Origin of the sequence: Streptomyces rapamycinicus NRRL 5491, assembly GCF_024298965.1 — a bacterium.
Lineage (GTDB): Bacteria > Actinomycetota > Actinomycetes > Streptomycetales > Streptomycetaceae > Streptomyces > Streptomyces rapamycinicus.
This window is the reverse complement of sequence record NZ_CP085193.1, coordinates 3,740,217-3,756,839: the sequence shown is the minus strand read 5'-3', so window position 1 is coordinate 3,756,839 and position 16,623 is coordinate 3,740,217. Positions and strand designations below refer to the sequence as shown.

The window sequence follows — 16,623 nt, the reverse complement described above, 5'->3', positions numbered from 1 at the left end:
GGCCCGCCACGCGTTGTCGACAGTGACGGTATTCCACGACGTAAGGATTCCTTTGACCCACTCCTCTTCCCTTCCGCAGGACCGGCAGCGCCCCGCCGAGAGCCTTCGGGCCGACGCCCTGATGGAAGAGGACGTCGCCTGGAGTCACGAGATCGACGAGGAGCGTGACGGCGACCAGTACGACCGCTCCGACCGTGCCGCGCTGCGGCGCGTGGTGGGGCTGTCCACCGAGCTCGAGGACGTCACCGAGGTCGAGTACCGGCAGCTGCGCCTGGAGCGCGTGGTGCTCGTCGGCGTATGGACCTCCGGCACGGCGCGGGACGCGGAGAACTCCCTGGCGGAGCTCGCCGCCCTCGCCGAGACCGCCGGCGCCCTGGTGCTCGACGGCGTGATCCAGCGGCGCAACAAGCCGGATTCCGCCACCTACATCGGCTCCGGCAAGGCCGAGGAACTGCGCGACATCGTGGTCGAGTCCGGTGCCGACACCGTGGTCTGTGACGGTGAGCTGAGCCCCGGGCAGCTGATCCACCTCGAGGACGTCGTCAAGGTCAAGGTGGTCGACCGGACCGCCCTGATCCTCGACATCTTCGCCCAGCACGCCAAGTCCCGAGAGGGCAAGGCGCAGGTCTCGCTCGCCCAGATGCAGTACATGCTGCCGCGGCTGCGAGGCTGGGGTCAGTCGCTCTCCCGCCAGATGGGTGGCGGTGGCTCCGGCTCCTCGGGCGGAGGTATGGCCACCCGTGGTCCCGGTGAGACCAAGATCGAGACCGACCGACGCCGCATCCGCGAGAAGATGGCGAAGATGCGCCGCGAGATCGCCGAGATGAAGACCGGCCGCGACATCAAGCGGCAGGAGCGCCGGCGCCACAAGGTCCCCTCGGTCGCCATCGCCGGATACACCAACGCGGGCAAGTCCTCGCTGCTCAACCGGCTCACCGGCGCCGGTGTCCTGGTGGAGAACGCGCTGTTCGCCACCCTCGACCCGACCGTGCGCCGGGCCGAGACCCCCAGCGGGCGGCTCTACACGCTGGCGGACACCGTCGGATTCGTCCGGCATCTGCCGCACCACCTGGTGGAGGCGTTCCGCTCCACGATGGAGGAGGTCGGCGACGCCGATCTGATCCTCCATGTGGTGGACGGCTCACATCCGACGCCGGAGGAGCAGCTGGCCGCCGTGCGCGAGGTGATCCGCGATGTGGGCGCGGTCGACGTGCCCGAGATCGTCGTGATCAACAAGGCGGACATGGCCGATCCGCTCGTCGTGCAGCGGCTGCTGCGCATGGAGCGGCGCGCCATGGCGGTGTCGGCCCGCAGCGGGCTGGGCATCGACGAGCTGCTCGCGGTGATCGACGAGGAGCTGCCCCGGCCCCAGGTCGAGATCGAGGTGCTGCTGCCGTACACCCACGGCAAGCTCGTCGCGCGCACCCACGTCGAGGGCGAGGTGCTCTCCGAGGAGCACACCCCCGAGGGCACGCTGCTCAAGGCGCGGGTGCACGAGGAGCTCGCGGCGGAGCTGCGGCGCTTCATCCCGGCCACGGCCGCCGGACAGCGCTAGTCAGCTGGTCACACCAGCCGCACCGCGTCGGCCACGACACCTGCACGACGAGGGCCCGCCCCCGGAAATCCGGGGGCGGGCCCTCGCCATGGGATGACCGGCTGCCTGACGGCTACCGGCTCAAGCGGTCACTGGTTCGCGAACTTCTTGCTGACCGCGCTGTAGACGCCCTTCGCCTCGGGGCCCAGATGCGGGCCCGCCAGCCAGGTCGCGTTGGACGGGCCGATCGAGGTGTTGGACACCAGCGCCGGCTTGCCGTTCGCGCCGTTGGCGACCCAGCCGCCGCCGGACGAACCCGCGGTCATGGTGCAGCCGATGCGGTACATCGTCGGCTGCTTGGCGTCCAGGGAGAGCCGGCCCGGCTTGTCCGCGCACTGGTTCATCTTCTGGCCGTCGAACGGCGGGGCGGCCGGGTAGCCGGTGGCCGTGATCTCGTCGATGGACTTCACCGCCGGGGCGTTGAAGTCGACCGGCAGCGCGCCGCCCACGGTCTCCTCGAGCGACTTGCCGCCGCTGGCCTCCGGCTTCACATGCATCACCGCGAAGTCGTACGGAGCTCCCTTACCGCCCACGGCCGCGCCGTTGTCGATCCACTGCGAGGAGGTCTGCGCCCAGTCGGCCCACCAGACGCCCTTGGGGGCCAGTTCTTCCTTGGTGGCGTTCTCCAGCTCCGCCTGCGACTTGCCCGCGTCGTTGTAGGAGGGCACGAACATCAGGTTCTTGTACCAGCCGCCGCCCTTGCCCGCGTGGACGCAGTGGCCCGCCGTCCACACCAGGTTGGACTTGCCGGGATGCGCCGGGTCCTCGACCACCGTCGCGGAACAGACCATCGAGCCCTCGGGGCCGTCGAAGAAGACCTTGCCCGCGTAGGGGACCTTGGAGCTGTACGGGCTGGTGACCTCCTTGGCCGGGACGGGCTGCGGATCGGGGTCGGTCACACCCTGGTCGTCCGCGATGTCGCCGTCGTCCACCGGCTTGTCGGGCTCCTGCGCCTCGCGCATCCGGTCCGGCTTCCACAGGCCCTTGATGATCGGGTTGATGAAGTCACCGGCCTCGCGCAGCCAGTCGTCCTTGTCCCACTTGTTCCAGGCACCGTTCTTCCACTGGTCCAGATCGATGCCGAGGTTCTTCAACTTGTCGTTGAGGTTGTCGGGCAGCTTGATGTCGTCCACGCCCCGCTGCTCCGACGACGCGGTCGGCTTGGCATCGGCGTTGTCGTCCGAGGAGTCGCACGCGGTGGCGGTGAGCGCCAGAACCGAGGCTATCGCGGCCACGGCCAGTGCGGGTCGGCGTTTGGATGGCATGGGTGGGACTCCCCCTGAGGTTCTGAGCTGCTCTACGGCCTGTATGGAATTGTCATGCACCGCCCCGGCAATGGGGTGGTATCCCACTATGCCGGTGCCGCCTACGACGGCTGCGGGCGGGTCCTTGGTTCCCGGCCACAAGGATCTTCGCCCAGCCCGTGATCCAGAGCGCCACGCGTCGTTGGTACGTACGGGGGACAGCCGGAGGGTGTTCAGCAGCAGGAGGACCGAGACGCGTGGCCGTGACCCAACTCCCGCCGATGGCCCTGGCCGCCGTCTCCGACGACGGCGGCGCCGCCCAGGGCATTCTGCGGCGCCAGACGCTGCGTGAGTCCGCCGCCCGCACCTACGCCCGGGCGCTGCCCATCGTTCCGGTGCGCGCCCGGGGGATGACGGTCGAAGGGGCCGACGGCCGCCGCTATCTCGACTGTCTCTCCGGGGCCGGGGCGCTGGCCCTGGGGCACAACCACCCGGTGGTGCTGGACGCGATCCGGGCCGTCCTGGACGCGGAAGCGCCGCTGCAGGTCCTGGATCTGGCCACACCGGTCAAGGACGCCTTCACGGACGAGCTGTTCGCCACCCTGCCGCCCGGACTCGCTGCCCGGGCGCGGGTGCAGTTCTGCGGACCGGCGGGCACGGACGCGGTCGAGGCCGCGCTCAAACTGGTGCGGACCGCCACCGGGCGCGACGGCCTGCTCGCCTTCTCCGGGGCTTACCACGGCATGACGGCCGGAGCCCTGGCCGCCTCCGGCGGCGCCCCGGCCGCCGGTGTGACCCGGCTGCCCTTTCCGTACGACTACCGCTGCCCATTCGGGGCCGGCGGGCAGCACGGCGCCGAACTCTCCGCGCGCTGGACCGAGGAGCTGCTCGACGACCCGAAGGGCGGGGCGGCCGACCCGGCCGGGATGATCCTCGAACCGGTGCAGGGCGAGGGCGGGGTGATCCCGGCCCCGGACGGCTGGCTGCGCCGGATGCGCGACATCACCGCGGCCCGCTCCATCCCGCTCATCGCGGACGAGGTCCAGACCGGCGTCGGGCGTACCGGGGCCTTCTGGGCGGTCGACCACAGCGGGGTGGTGCCCGATGTGATGGTGCTGTCCAAGGCCATCGGCGGTGGCCTGCCGCTGGCCGTCGTGGTCTACCGCGAGGACCTCGATGTCTGGCCCCCCGGAGCCCATGCGGGCACCTTCCGCGGCAACCAACTGGCCATGGCCGCGGGCGCCGCGACCCTCGCCTACGTCCGCGAGAACAACCTCGCCGAACGCGCGGCAACCGTCGGCGCCCGGATGCTGGACCGGCTACGCCGATTCGCCACCGGGCGTGCGTGGATCGGAGACGTACGCGGCCGCGGCCTCATGATCGGCTTGGAGCTGGTGGACCAGGATGCCGGGCCTGTCGGGGAGGCCGGGAACGCAGCACAGGTCGGGCACGCCGCAGGGGCCGGGCGTGCCGCAAGGGTGGGGCGTGCCGCAGGGGCCGGGGCCGCAACGAACGCACACCGCGAGGGAACCCCGGGCTCCGCATCCCCGTACCAGGCATCCCCGAGCGAGGCCGTCCCCTGCGAGGCAGCTCCCTGCGAGATGACTCCGCGCGAGGGAGCCCCGCGCGAGGGAGGCCGACGAGTGGGCGCTCAAGGCGAGGGTGCGGGCGGGGCGTTGGATGAGAGAGGGCCATACGCCGGTGCCACGCGTACGGGGGCTCCGCCCGCCGATCCCGCGCTCGCGGCGGCCGTTCAGCAGGAGTGCCTGCGGCGCGGGCTCATCGTCGAACTCGGCGGACGCCACGGCGCGGTGATCCGCCTTCTCCCTCCGCTCACCATCACCGATGAGCAGACAGAGGCGGTCCTGGACCGGCTCACCGACGCCCTGGACGCGGCGATCCACACCACCGGATCCCACTCCCGCGAGCTCCCTCCCGCCGCTGCCCCATTCGCCCCGCCGCTCGCCGGAGACCACCGGTGACGCGTCCCGCACCGTATGACCGCACCGCCATCGCACCACCGAAGGAGGCAGGCGCCGGGCCCAGGACATGAACGCCGTGACGCCCGCGCCGCACCCACCATGCCGCACACCCCCGGGGGAGCCCCTTTGCCTCCCCAACCGCAGCCCGTGCCCGGCGCCCTGACCGCCCCCGACGACTCCACCCGCCCCGGCCCCCCGCCGCCCCTCCCACACCCGCCCCACACAGCGCCTCCTCCGGCCGAGGCGACAAGACCGCCCGTTCCACCTGCGGTGGTCTCGACGGTCAGGGCACCGTCCACCGCCACGACGGCCACCGGCGACCAGACGGTGCCCCCAGCATCCCCAGCACCCCCATCGCCCTCAACGACGGCGCCACCGTCCCCGGCACCCGTGCCGCTGCCCCCGGTGGCACCACCCGCCACGGCGCCGACCGCCAGCGCGGCGGGAACGGGAGCGGGAGCGGGAGCACCCCAGCCACCCGCTCTGGAGCCGCCACCCGCCCCGGAGCCCTCGGCGGAGGAGCCGCCTGCGCTGCGGCTGCCCTCCCAGGGGCCGCCCCCCGCCGCGACGGCCGTGCCCCGGCAGAACCACGACAGCCACGAAGCGTCGTCGGGCAATCGCACCCGCGAGGCCGGGACCCGCGCGCTCTGCGCCGATCCGCTCGACGACCCCGACCCGCAGATCGCCGCCGACGCCGCAGCCGTCGAGAACCTGCTGCGCTGCTGGGTGCGTGAGAGCGGCCTCGTGCGCACCGACGGGGACACCCTGCGCATTCCCCTCGCCGCCAGCGGAACCGTCCTCCTCGTCCCGGTGCGCTATTGGTCGCCCACCGGCTGGCACCGTTTCGGCCCGCCGCTGCTGGAACACGGCCCCCATGACGCGCCCGCTGTCGGCGCCGTCACCCTCGCGGCCCTGCTCAGCCGCGAGGCGACGTACAGCGCGCGGCGGGACGACCCCGACGCGGACGCCACCGAACTCGTCGGCCGTGTCGCTGACTCCGTACGGCGCACCGCCCTCTTCCTCACCCTCCGCCGGGCCACACCCGCCGATCCGAGCACGAGCACCCCGTTTCTCAGAGCGGAACAGTCCCTCCTGTTCGGTCACCCCTTGCATCCCACGCCGAAGAGCCGCGAGGGCCTCTCCGACTCCGAATCCACCGTCTGCTCACCGGAAACGCGTGGCTCCTTCCCCCTTCACTGGATCGCGGTCGGCCGGTCGGCACTGGCCTGTGAGTCGGCCTGGACGGAGCGCGGCCGGACCGTGCCCGCCGAACGGCTCGCCCTCTCCCTGGCGGGCAGCGGCCTCCAACTGCCCACCGGCACAGTGCCCTTGCCCCTGCATCCCTGGCAGGCTCGCGAGATCCGGCACCGCCCGGAGGTCGCCGCGCTCTTCGACGCCGGCCTGCTGCACGACCTCGGGCCGTCCGGCGGGGCCTGGCACCCCACCTCCTCGGTCCGTACCGTCTACCGGCCCGGCGCTCCCGCCATGCTGAAACTCTCCCTCGGTCTGCGGATCACCAACTCCCGTCGTGAGAACCTCCGTAAGGAACTCCGCCGCGGTGTGGAGGTGCACCGGCTGCTCCGCAGCGGACTGGCCGAGCAGTGGCGGGCGGCCTTCCCCGGTTTCCCGGGCTTCGACATCGTCCGGGACCCGGCCTGGCTGGCCGTCGACGGACCGGATGGCGAGCCCCTGACCGGCCTTGACGTCGTCATCCGGCACAACCCGTTCGGCCCCGGCGACGACGCCGTCTGCGTCGCCGGACTCCTCGCGCCGCGCCCCTGGCCCGGACAGCCGGTGATGCGCTCCCGGCTCGCCCGCCTCGTCGCCCGGCTCGCCGCTCGAACCGGCCGTTCCACCGCGGCCGTCGGCACGGAGTGGTTCCTGCGTTATCTGCACACGGTCGTACGCCCCCTGCTCTGGCTGGACGGAGAGGCCGGCATCGCGCTCGAGGCGCACCAGCAGAACACTCTGGTGCTGCTTGGCCCCGACGGCTGGCCGGTCGGTGGCCGTTACCGGGACAACCAGGGCTACTACTTCCGCGCGTCCCGGCACGCCGAACTCCAGCGCCGGCTGCCCGGTATCGGCGGCCGCAGCGACACCTTCGTCTCCGACGACGTCACCGACGAACGGTTTGCCTACTACCTGGGTGTCAACAACGTCCTCGGACTGATCGGCGCCTTCGGGTCCCAGCGACTCGTCGACGAGCGCGTGCTGCTGGCCGCGTTCCGCCGCTTCCTCGCCGAGGCCGCGTCCGGCCCCGGCAGAACCCGCTCACCGCTTCCCGCTCGGCTCCTGGAGACACCCACCCTGCGCTGCAAGGCCAATCTGCTCACGCGGCTGCGCGGCCTGGACGAGCTCGTGGGACCGGTGGACACCCAGTCCGTCTATGTGACCATCCCCAACCCCCTTTCCCTGTCCGTCTCGCCCTCCGGCTCCACCGCTGTCACCCCCATGGCTTGACTCCGCGACCCGCGATCACGCCCCTCACCCCCCACGTCCCTCCCGACGTGCCCAGACCCCTGAGAGGAGAGCATCGCCGTGCCGCACACCGACTCCAGTACGAGCTCCAGCACCGACGACACCATCGACATGCGGCTGCGCCAGGAAGAGGACATCGCACGACTCATCGACCTGGGCTCCGCCCGGCCGGAGGCCGACGACCGGCCGGATCTGCTCGACCACATCGTCGAATGGGGGCCCACCAACACCCCGTTGGGCACCTTCCAGCTCGTCCCGGTCCGCATCGGGCGCGATCTGCGGCTCATCGCCCAATGGATGAACGACCCGTCCGTGGCCGCCTTCTGGGAGCTCGACGGCCCCCAGGAGGCGACCGCGAGCCACCTCGGGGACCAGCTCGACGGCGATGGGCGCAGCGTGCCCTGTCTGGGCGTCCTGGACGGCGTCCCGATGAGCTATTGGGAGGTGTACCGCGCCGATCTGGACACGCTCGCGCGGTACTACCCGGCCCGGCCGCACGACACGGGTATCCACCTGCTCATCGGCCGGGTCAGCGATCGCGGCCGTGGCCTGGGCACCACGCTGCTCCGCGCGGCCGCCGACCTCGTCCTCGAGCACCGTCCGTCCTGCACCCGGGTCGTGGCCGAGCCGGATCTCCGCAACACCCCCTCCGTGGCCGCCTTTCTCGGTGCCGGTTTCCGCTTCTCCGCGGAAGTCGAACTTCCCGGCAAACGCGCCGCCCTGATGCTGCGCGACCGTGCCCTGCGACACGTCCTGTGAGCCTCCGCAACCATCCGTGCCCCCCGGTGATCCATCTGTCTCGATGCGAGATTCCACTGTTGATACACCGCTCGCCCGGTCCCGGTTCCCACGCGGCGCGGATCCGCCCGTGCCACGGAGCGAAGATCCGCCCGAACCCCGCCCCGGCCGAAACCGTCCGTCACCGACCACACCGACAGGAGTGATGTCGGTGCCGCCCCTTAGGCTGGCAGCCCTATGACTGAATCGTCCTCGCCTCCACTCGAAGATCTGCTGCACGCCGCCGTAACCGCCGTCGGCGGCACGGAGCGCCCTGGCCAGACCGCCATGGCCCAAGCGGTGGCGGAGGCGATCGACGACAGTTCCCACCTGCTGGTCCAAGCCGGCACCGGCACCGGAAAGTCCCTGGGCTACCTGGTGCCCGCCCTCGCCCACGGCGAGCGCGTCGTCGTCGCCACGGCGACCCTCGCCCTGCAGCGGCAGCTCGTCGAGCGCGACCTTCCCCGCACCGTGGAGGCGCTGCATCCGCTGCTGCGCCGTAGCCCCGAGTTCGCCATGCTCAAGGGCCGCTCCAACTATCTGTGCCTGCACCGGCTCCACGAGGGCGTCCCGCAGGAGGACGCGGATGAGGCCGGGCTCTTCGACCCGTTCGAGGCCGCCGCGCCCACCAGCAAGCTCGGCAAGGACCTGCTGCGGTTGCGCGACTGGTCGGACGATACCGAGACGGGCGACCGGGACGATCTGACCCCCGGTGTCTCGGACCGCGCCTGGTCCCAGGTGTCGGTCACCTCCCGGGAGTGCCTCGGCGCGTCCAAATGCGCCTATGGCGCGGAGTGTTTCGCCGAGGCCGCCCGTGAGCGGGCCAAGCTCGCCGACGTCGTCGTCACCAATCACGCGCTGCTCGCCATCGATGCGATCGAGGGCGCCCCCGTGCTGCCCAGCCATGAGGTGCTGATCGTCGACGAGGCCCATGAGCTGGTCTCCCGGGTCACCGGCGTCGCCAGCGGAGAGCTCACCCCGGGCCAGGTCAACCGCGCCGTGCGGCGTGCCGCGAAGCTGGTCAACGAACAGGCGGCGGACGCCCTGCAGACCGCCTCCGAGGGCTTCGAGCGGCTGATGGAGCTCGCCCTGCCCGGCCGCCTCGAGAAGATCCCCGAGGACCTCGGCTATGTGCTGATGGCGCTGCGCGACGCGGCCCGCACGGTGATCTCGGCGCTCGGCTCCACACGGGACGCCTCGGTCAAGGATGAGGACGCGGTCCGCAAGCAGGCGCTGGGCGCCGTGGAGAACATCCACCAGGTGGCCGAGCGGATCGTCGAAGCCTCCGAGTACGACGTGGTCTGGTACGAGCGGCACGACCGCTTCGGCGCCTCGCTGCGTGTCGCCCCGCTCTCCGTGTCGGGTCTGCTGCGCGAGAAGTTGTTCGAGGACCGGTCCGTCGTCCTCACTTCCGCCACGCTCAAGCTGGGCGGGGACTTCAACGGGGTGGCGGCCTCCCTCGGTCTCGCCCCCGAGAGTTCGCAGGATCCGGAGGGCGGTGAGGAGGCCGCGCCGCGCTGGCAGGGTCTCGACGTCGGCTCGCCCTTCGACTACTCCAAGCAGGGGATTCTCTACGTCGCCAAGCATCTCGCCCAGCCCGGCCGCGAGGGCAGCCGCGCCGATATGCTCGATGAGCTCGCCGAGTTGGTCGAGGCAGCGGGTGGTCGCACGCTCGGGCTGTTCTCTTCCATGCGCGCCGCCCAGGCGGCCGCGGAGGAGCTGCGTGGGCGTCTGGACACGCCCATCCTGCTCCAGGGCGAGGAGACGCTGGGCGAGCTGATCCGTTCCTTCTCCGCCGATGCCAGGACCTGCCTGTTCGGCACGCTGTCCCTCTGGCAGGGCGTCGATGTGCCGGGGCCCAGCTGTCAGTTGGTGGTGATGGACCGGGTGCCCTTCCCCCGTCCCGACGACCCTCTGATGAGTGCCCGCCAGAAGGCGGTGGAGGAGGCCGGGGGCAATGGCTTCATGGCCGTCGCCGCGACCCATGCCGCGCTGCTGATGGCCCAGGGCGCGGGCCGGCTGGTGCGGGCTTCCGGCGACCGGGGCATTGTCGCCGTCCTGGATCCGCGGGTCGAGCGGGCCCGCTACGGCTCGTTTCTCCGCAAGTCCATGCCGGAGTTCTGGTACACCACCGACCGCAACCAGGTGCGCCGCTCGCTGGCCGCCATCGACGCGGCGGCCAAGGCACAGGAGGCCTAGCGGGGGCGCGGTCGTCTCAGGGGCGCGGTCGCCTCATACGACAGGGCCTCGATGGTCGCGAGACACAGCAGGGCCCCGGAACCGGCGCAGTGGTCCCGGGGCCCGGTCGTGGGGCACGCTGAGGGGCGCACCTCGATCCGGCGCGCTCAGACGCGCCGCAGCACCGCGACCACCTTGCCGAGAATGGTCGCCTCGTCACCGGGGATGGGCTGGTAGGCGGCGTTGTGCGGGAGGAGCCACACATGGCCGTCCTCACGCTTGAAACGCTTCACCGTGGCCTCACCGTCGAGCATCGCGGCGACGATGTCGCCGTTCTCCGCGACGGGCTGGCGGCGCACCGTCACCCAGTCGCCGTCGCAGATGGCGGCCTCGATCATGGAGTCGCCGACCACCTTCAGCACGAAGAGCTCACCGTCGCCGACCAGCTGCCGGGGGAGCGGGAAGACATCCTCGACCGACTCCTCGGCGAGGATCGGGCCACCGGCGGCGATCCGGCCGACCAGCGGCACATAGGAGGCGGCGGGCTTGCCGGTGGTGTCCGGGGGCTGGGTGCTGGGCTGGTCGGAGCCGCGGACCTCGTAGGCCCGGGGCCGATGGGGGTCGCGCCGCAGAAAGCCCTTCCGCTCCAGGGCCATCAGCTGATGGGCGACGGACGAGGTGCTGGAGAGCCCCACCGCCTGGCCGATCTCCCGCATGGACGGTGGGTAGCCACGCCGCTGCACAGAGTCGCGAATGACCTCGATGACGCGCCGCTGCCGGTCGGTCAGCCCCGAGCTGTCCGCCCGGATGCCTGGAGGTCGCCCTGGTAGCGAGCGCGCGGGCTTCTGCCCCTCCGGAGTCGTGGCGTCGTCGTTCATCGGGTGGGTCTGGTTCATCGCGTGTGTCTGTTCGAGTCGGCTCTGGGAGCGCTCCTGGGCGGTAACAGTGGCGCTCTCTGCGGTGGTGGTCACGACGGCCCCTCTCGAGATGTTCTCCCTAGTTGGACAACGGTAGTTGCTTTCGAAAGGTTGCGCCAAACACACGTTCGAGTGAAATATCGCAGATGGACTGACGTGATCACAGGCTTGGGTGTATAGGCCGTTTGGTCCGGTCGCCGTGCGGCGGCCCCAGTCTTGCATCCCCACCCCTGTGAATCAGGGACGCCCGGGGTTCGCGTAGTCTCGTGCCTGCTCCCGACCCGTGACACGCCATCCGGCTCGGTTGAGTGCCGGACACCAGATCTAGTGGTTTGATGGATGCAAGCCACCCACAGGTTGTGGTCCCTGGTGGATCCGCCGACGGAGTTTTGGCCTATGCTTGTGGCCGCCTCGGAGGGCCTTACGGCCCGGACGGGGCTCATCAGGCATGTTCAGGCATGTTCAGTCATGCGCCGTTTTTCAGGGTGAGGGAGGGATCGGAGTCATGCACTGCCCCTTCTGCAGGCACCCCGACAGCCGCGTCGTCGACAGCCGAACCACGGATGACGGCTGCTCGATCCGCAGGCGCCGCCAGTGCCCCGACTGCTCGCGCCGCTTCACGACCGTGGAGACGGCGTCACTCATGGTGATCAAGCGGAGCGGGGTCACCGAGCCCTTCAGCCGCGACAAGGTCATCTCGGGGGTCCGCAAGGCGTGCCAGGGCCGTCCGGTCACCGAGGACGCCCTCGCCAAGCTCGGCCAGCAGGTGGAGGAGGCGGTCCGGGCCACCGGCAGCGCCGAGCTGTCCACCCATGACGTCGGGCTCGCCATACTCGGCCCGCTCCAGAAGCTCGACCTCGTCGCCTACCTCCGCTTCGCCTCCGTCTACCGCGCCTTCGACTCCCTCGAGGACTTCGAGGCCGCCGTGGCGGAGCTGCGTGACCAGCAACGGCCTCCCGCGCACGACCGCGGGCCCGGCGCCGAAGGGGCCGCGGAGGCCCCCGCGCCGGCCATCGCCGCCGACTGACCGGCGGTCCACATACCCGCCCGGGGCGCTTGTCGCGTCCGGGTGAAAGACAGACACACCGTGCCCGGGGAAGAAATGGGCACATCAGGGCGTTTTCGCCCGTACAGGGAGGCGGAATGACAGAGACGACGAGCGGCCCGGCACGAGGCTCCCGCTCCAAGGGCAGCAAGGCGAACAAGGGTCTGCGCATCGAGCGCATCCACACCACCCCCGGCGTGCATCCGTACGACGAGGTGGTCTGGGAGCGCCGTGACGTCGTCATGACCAACTGGCGCGACGGTTCGGTCAACTTCGAGCAGCGCGGCGTGGAGTTCCCCGACTTCTGGTCGGTGAACGCGGTCAACATCGTCACAAGCAAGTACTTCCGTGGGGCGGTGGGCTCCCCGGAGCGCGAGGCGAGCCTGAAGCAGCTCATCGACCGCGTGGTGCGCACCTACCGCAAGGCCGGTGAGGACAATGGCTACTTCGCCTCGCCCGCGGACGCCGAGATCTTCGACCACGAGCTCACCTACGCGCTGCTGCACCAGGTCTTCAGCTTCAACTCGCCTGTCTGGTTCAACGTCGGCACCAAGCAGCCGCAGCAGGTCAGCGCCTGCTTCATCCTCTCCGTGGACGACTCCATGGAGTCGATCCTGGACTGGTACAAGGAAGAGGGGATGATCTTCAAGGGCGGTTCCGGCGCCGGCCTGAACCTCTCCCGCATCCGCTCCTCCAAGGAGCTCCTCTCCTCGGGCGGCAATGCCTCCGGCCCCGTCTCCTTCATGCGCGGCGCCGACGCCTCCGCCGGAACGATCAAGTCGGGCGGCGCCACCCGCCGGGCCGCCAAGATGGTCGTGCTCGACGTCGATCACCCGGACGTCGAGGCGTTCATCGAGACCAAGGTCAAGGAGGAGGAGAAGATCCGCGCCCTGCGCGACGCGGGCTTCGACATGGACCTGGGCGGCGACGACATCACGTCCGTCCAGTACCAGAACGCCAACAACTCCGTCCGCGTGAACGACACGTTCATGAAGGCGGTGGAGTCCGGCTCCTCGTTCGGGCTGCGCAGCCGGCTGACCGGTGAGCCCATCGAGGAGATCGACGCCAAGGCGCTCTTCCGCAAGATGGCCGAGGCCGCCTGGGCCTGCGCCGACCCGGGCATCCAGTACGACGACACCATCAACCACTGGCACACATCGCCGGAGTCGGGCCGGATCACCGCCTCCAACCCGTGCAGCGAGTACATGCACCTGGACAACTCCTCGTGCAACCTCGCCTCGCTCAACCTGATGAAGTTCCTCCAGGACGACGACGCGGGCAACCAGCGCTTCGACGCCGAGCGCTTCGCCAAGGTCGTCGAGCTGGTCATCACCGCGATGGACATCTCCATCTGCTTCGCGGACTTCCCGACCGAGAAGATCGGCGAGACCACCCGCGCCTTCCGCCAGCTGGGCATCGGCTACGCCAACCTGGGCGCCCTGCTGATGGCCACCGGCCACGCCTACGACAGCGACGGCGGCCGGGCCCTGGCCGGAGCCATCACCTCACTGATGACCGGCACCTCGTACAAGCGCTCCGCGGAGCTCGCCGCCGTGGTCGGCACGTACGACGGCTACGCCCGGAACGCGGACGCCCACAAGCGCGTCATGAAGCAGCACTCGGACGCCAACGCCGCCGCCAAGCGCATGGACGACCTGGACACCCCGGTCTGGGCCGCGGCCACCGAGGCCTGGCAGGACGTGCTGCGCCTCGGCGAGAAGAGCGGCTACCGCAACGCCCAGGCGTCGGTGCTCGCGCCGACCGGCACCATCGGCCTGATGATGGACTGCGACACCACGGGCGTCGAGCCGGACCTGGCCCTGGTCAAGTTCAAGAAGCTGGTCGGCGGCGGCTCCATGCAGATCGTGAACAACACGGTCCCCAAGGCGCTCAAGCGGCTCGGCTACCAGGAGGAGCAGGTCGAGGCGATCGTCGCCCACATCGCCGAGCACGGCAATGTGATCGACGCGCCGGGGCTGAAGCCCGCGCACTACGAGGTCTTCGACTGCGCGATGGGCGAGCGCTCCATCTCGCCGATGGGCCATGTGCGGATGATGGCGGCGGCCCAGCCGTTCCTGTCCGGCGCGATCTCCAAGACGGTCAACATGCCGGAGTCTGCCACCGTCGAGGAGATCGAGGAGATCTACTTCGAGGGCTGGAAGCTCGGTATCAAGGCGCTGGCGATCTACCGCGACAACTGCAAGGTCGGCCAGCCGCTCTCCGCCAAGAAGAAGGAGGAGAAGGAGCAGGCCGAGCCCGAGGTCGAGAAGGTCGTCGAGTACCGCCCGGTCCGCAGGCGCCTCCCCAAGGGCCGTCCCGGCATCACCACCTCCTTCACCGTGGGTGGCGCCGAGGGCTACATGACCGCCAACTCCTACCCGGACGACGGTCTCGGTGAGGTCTTCCTGAAGATGTCCAAGCAGGGCTCGACCCTGGCGGGCATGATGGACGCCTTCTCGATCGCCGTGTCGGTCGGCCTGCAGTACGGCGTGCCGCTGGAGACCTACGTCTCGAAGTTCACCAACATGCGCTTCGAGCCGGCCGGGATGACGGACGACCCGGACGTGCGGATGGCGCAGTCGATCGTCGACTACATCTTCCGCCGGCTGGCGCTGGACTTCCTGCCCTTCGAGACCCGCTCGGCGCTCGGCATCCACTCCGCCGAGGAGCGCCAGCGCCACCTGGAGACCGGGTCCTACGAGGCCGCCGACGACGAGGTGGACGTCGAGGGCCTGGCCCAGTCGGCGCCGCGCCATGTGGCCGCCCAGAAGAACAGTGGCTCGTCGTCGCAGTCGCGGAGCGGGTCCGAGTCGGCGAAGGAGGCCCACAGCTCGACCGAACTGGTCGAGATCCAGCTGGGGTTGAACGCGGACGCGCCGCTCTGCTTCTCCTGCGGCACCAAGATGCGCCGTGCGGGCAGCTGCTACCTGTGCGAGGGCTGCGGTTCGACGAGCGGCTGCAGCTGATCGCGAGCCCTTACGGATGACATCCGAGGGATGACATCCGAGGCGGGGCGCGGACCTTCGGGTCCGCGCCCCGCCGCCGTTCTTCCCTCGCTGTCGTACGACGCGATGGCGAACCGGGGGCGGACTCTCCGGTATGTGATGAGGGCCACCGTACGGCCGTAGGATGGCGCGGTGCTGGTCAAGTGGATTCGCTGCACCGTGGTGGACCGTCCGGGTTTCGAGCGGGGGCAGCGGAAGTGGGCGGGGTTGCCCGGCGAACCGGGATTCCGGGGGCAGGGCGGTGGCTGGAGCCGGGGGCGGCCGAGTATGGCGCATGTCTTCTCGTTCTGGGAGAGCCGGGCGTTCTACGACTCCTTCATGGCGCGCTCGCACGACCGGCTGGCGGCCTCGCAGTCGGGCACGTACCGGGATATGCAAGTCCGGCTGTTCGAGCACCGATTCGATGTGAAGGTCGGCTTCGAGCCGCGGTTCTCCGACGCGGACGTGGTGCGCGTCGCACACTGCCGGGTGCGCCCCGACCGGGTGGATCACTTCACGCTGGTGCAGGAGAAGGTGTGGAATCCGGCCATGGCCGGATCCCCCGGGATGCTGCGTGGGGTGTTCGGGGAGGCGCCGGGGAACGAGTTCCTGGTGTTGTCGATGTGGGACTCGGCGGCCGAGCACGGGAAGTACCGCGTGGAGCGGGTCGAGCGGCTCGGCCTGCGCGCGCAGACGGAAGCGGATGTGGCGGCGATCGCCGGCGATGTCGTACGGGTCGAGTCCGCCTGGACGGTGTGAGGCGGAGCCCTCTGCCCGTTCAGGGGCGGTACCTGATCAGCGGCGGGCGGGGAGGTAGGCCCCGGCCCGGACCGCGGCGGCGACCGCGGCCGCCGTCTGGTCGGCGAGCGGGCTGTCGATGGGCTCGCGGGTGATGAGCGCCCGGAAGAACAAGGGCGCGGAGACGGCGCGTACGACCGCCGCGGCGTCTGTGCCGGAGGGTGCCTCACCTCGGTCGACGGCCCGCCGCACCACGGATTCGCAGCGCGCGAAGCGCTCGGTGTAGAAGTCGCGCAGCGCCTGCGCCGCGCGCTCGGACTGGAACGCGGCCGCGATGAAGGCGGTCGGCGCGGCGGCGGCCGACGCGCTGCCGAAGGTCTCGGTCACCTCGCGGGCGAGGGCGCCCAGATCGCCCTCCAGATTCCCGGTGTCGGGCGGCGTCCAGGCGTCCTCTCCCGCCAGGTCCAGCGCGTCCGCCACGAGCCCCTCGACGCCGCCCCAGCGCCGGTAGACGGTCGTCTTGTGGATGCCGGAGCGCTCGGCGACGTACTCCACGGTCAGACCGGGGTAGCCGTGCTCTGCGAGGCCGGTGAGCACCGCGTCGCGCACCGCAGAACGGGTGCGCGCGGTGCGCCCGCCGGGGCGGACGGTGCCCGGCGTCGGGGCGGCGCCCTCTGTGGACAATT

11 protein-coding genes are annotated in these 16,623 nt (G+C 70.7%); 8 read left to right on the top strand and 3 right to left on the bottom strand.

Annotated elements, in window-relative coordinates:
- Nucleotides 1-52 precede the first annotated feature (52 nt).
- Nucleotides 53-1,555, top strand: coding sequence for a GTPase HflX (gene hflX / locus LIV37_RS15120; RefSeq protein ID WP_020868000.1), 1,503 nt, complete (start codon nucleotides 53-55; stop codon nucleotides 1,553-1,555).
- Nucleotides 1,556-1,683: 128 nt separating this feature from the next.
- Here the strand turns inward: hflX and LIV37_RS15115 are convergent, their stop codons facing one another.
- The gene (locus LIV37_RS15115; RefSeq protein ID WP_020867999.1) at nucleotides 1,684-2,859 is read right to left on the bottom strand and encodes a trypsin-like serine peptidase; all 1,176 of its coding nucleotides are present in this window, start codon (nucleotides 2,857-2,859) and stop codon (nucleotides 1,684-1,686) included.
- Nucleotides 2,860-3,119: 260 nt separating this feature from the next.
- On the opposite strand from LIV37_RS15115, the gene LIV37_RS15110 reads away from it, so the two are divergent.
- The 4 genes from LIV37_RS15110 (at nucleotide 3,120) to LIV37_RS15095 (ending at nucleotide 10,274) form a co-directional block, all read left to right on the top strand.
- Nucleotides 3,120-4,820, top strand: coding sequence for a diaminobutyrate--2-oxoglutarate transaminase family protein (locus tag LIV37_RS15110; protein ID WP_121826029.1), 1,701 nt, complete (start codon nucleotides 3,120-3,122; stop codon nucleotides 4,818-4,820).
- A 483-nt stretch (nucleotides 4,821-5,303) separates the two neighbouring features.
- The gene (locus LIV37_RS15105; protein WP_185058062.1) at nucleotides 5,304-7,280 is read left to right on the top strand and encodes an IucA/IucC family protein; all 1,977 of its coding nucleotides are present in this window, start codon (nucleotides 5,304-5,306) and stop codon (nucleotides 7,278-7,280) included.
- A 78-nt stretch (nucleotides 7,281-7,358) separates the two neighbouring features.
- Entirely contained in the window at nucleotides 7,359-8,057 is a 699-nt protein-coding gene (locus LIV37_RS15100; RefSeq protein ID WP_020867996.1) for a GNAT family N-acetyltransferase, read from the top strand.
- A 216-nt stretch (nucleotides 8,058-8,273) separates the two neighbouring features.
- Nucleotides 8,274-10,274, top strand: coding sequence for an ATP-dependent DNA helicase (locus tag LIV37_RS15095; RefSeq protein ID WP_020867995.1), 2,001 nt, complete (start codon nucleotides 8,274-8,276; stop codon nucleotides 10,272-10,274).
- Between the two features lie 146 nt (nucleotides 10,275-10,420).
- Here the strand turns inward: LIV37_RS15095 and lexA are convergent, their stop codons facing one another.
- Nucleotides 10,421-11,224 (bottom strand): transcriptional repressor LexA, encoded by an 804-nt coding sequence (lexA, locus tag LIV37_RS15090; RefSeq protein WP_037958216.1) that lies wholly within the window; start codon nucleotides 11,222-11,224, stop codon nucleotides 10,421-10,423.
- A gap of 451 nt (nucleotides 11,225-11,675) precedes the next feature.
- On the opposite strand from lexA, the gene nrdR reads away from it, so the two are divergent.
- The 3 genes from nrdR to LIV37_RS15075 all read left to right on the top strand — a co-directional run bounded on the left by nrdR (nucleotide 11,676) and on the right by LIV37_RS15075 (nucleotide 15,958).
- On the top strand, nucleotides 11,676-12,197 hold the full coding sequence (gene nrdR, locus LIV37_RS15085; protein ID WP_020867993.1) for a transcriptional regulator NrdR: 522 nt from the start codon (nucleotides 11,676-11,678) through the stop codon (nucleotides 12,195-12,197).
- 116 nt (nucleotides 12,198-12,313) lie between these two features.
- On the top strand, nucleotides 12,314-15,181 hold the full coding sequence (locus LIV37_RS15080; protein ID WP_020867992.1) for a vitamin B12-dependent ribonucleotide reductase: 2,868 nt from the start codon (nucleotides 12,314-12,316) through the stop codon (nucleotides 15,179-15,181).
- A gap of 171 nt (nucleotides 15,182-15,352) precedes the next feature.
- Nucleotides 15,353-15,958 carry a YdbC family protein gene (locus LIV37_RS15075; RefSeq protein ID WP_121825449.1) on the top strand — a complete coding sequence of 202 codons (606 nt, stop codon included), beginning with the start codon at nucleotides 15,353-15,355 and terminating at the stop codon, nucleotides 15,956-15,958.
- 36 nt (nucleotides 15,959-15,994) lie between these two features.
- Here LIV37_RS15075 and LIV37_RS15070 read toward each other — a convergent pair whose 3' ends face one another.
- Nucleotides 15,995-16,621 carry a TetR/AcrR family transcriptional regulator gene (locus LIV37_RS15070; RefSeq protein WP_020867990.1) on the bottom strand — a complete coding sequence of 209 codons (627 nt, stop codon included), beginning with the start codon at nucleotides 16,619-16,621 and terminating at the stop codon, nucleotides 15,995-15,997.
- Nucleotides 16,622-16,623: the final 2 nt, after the last annotated feature.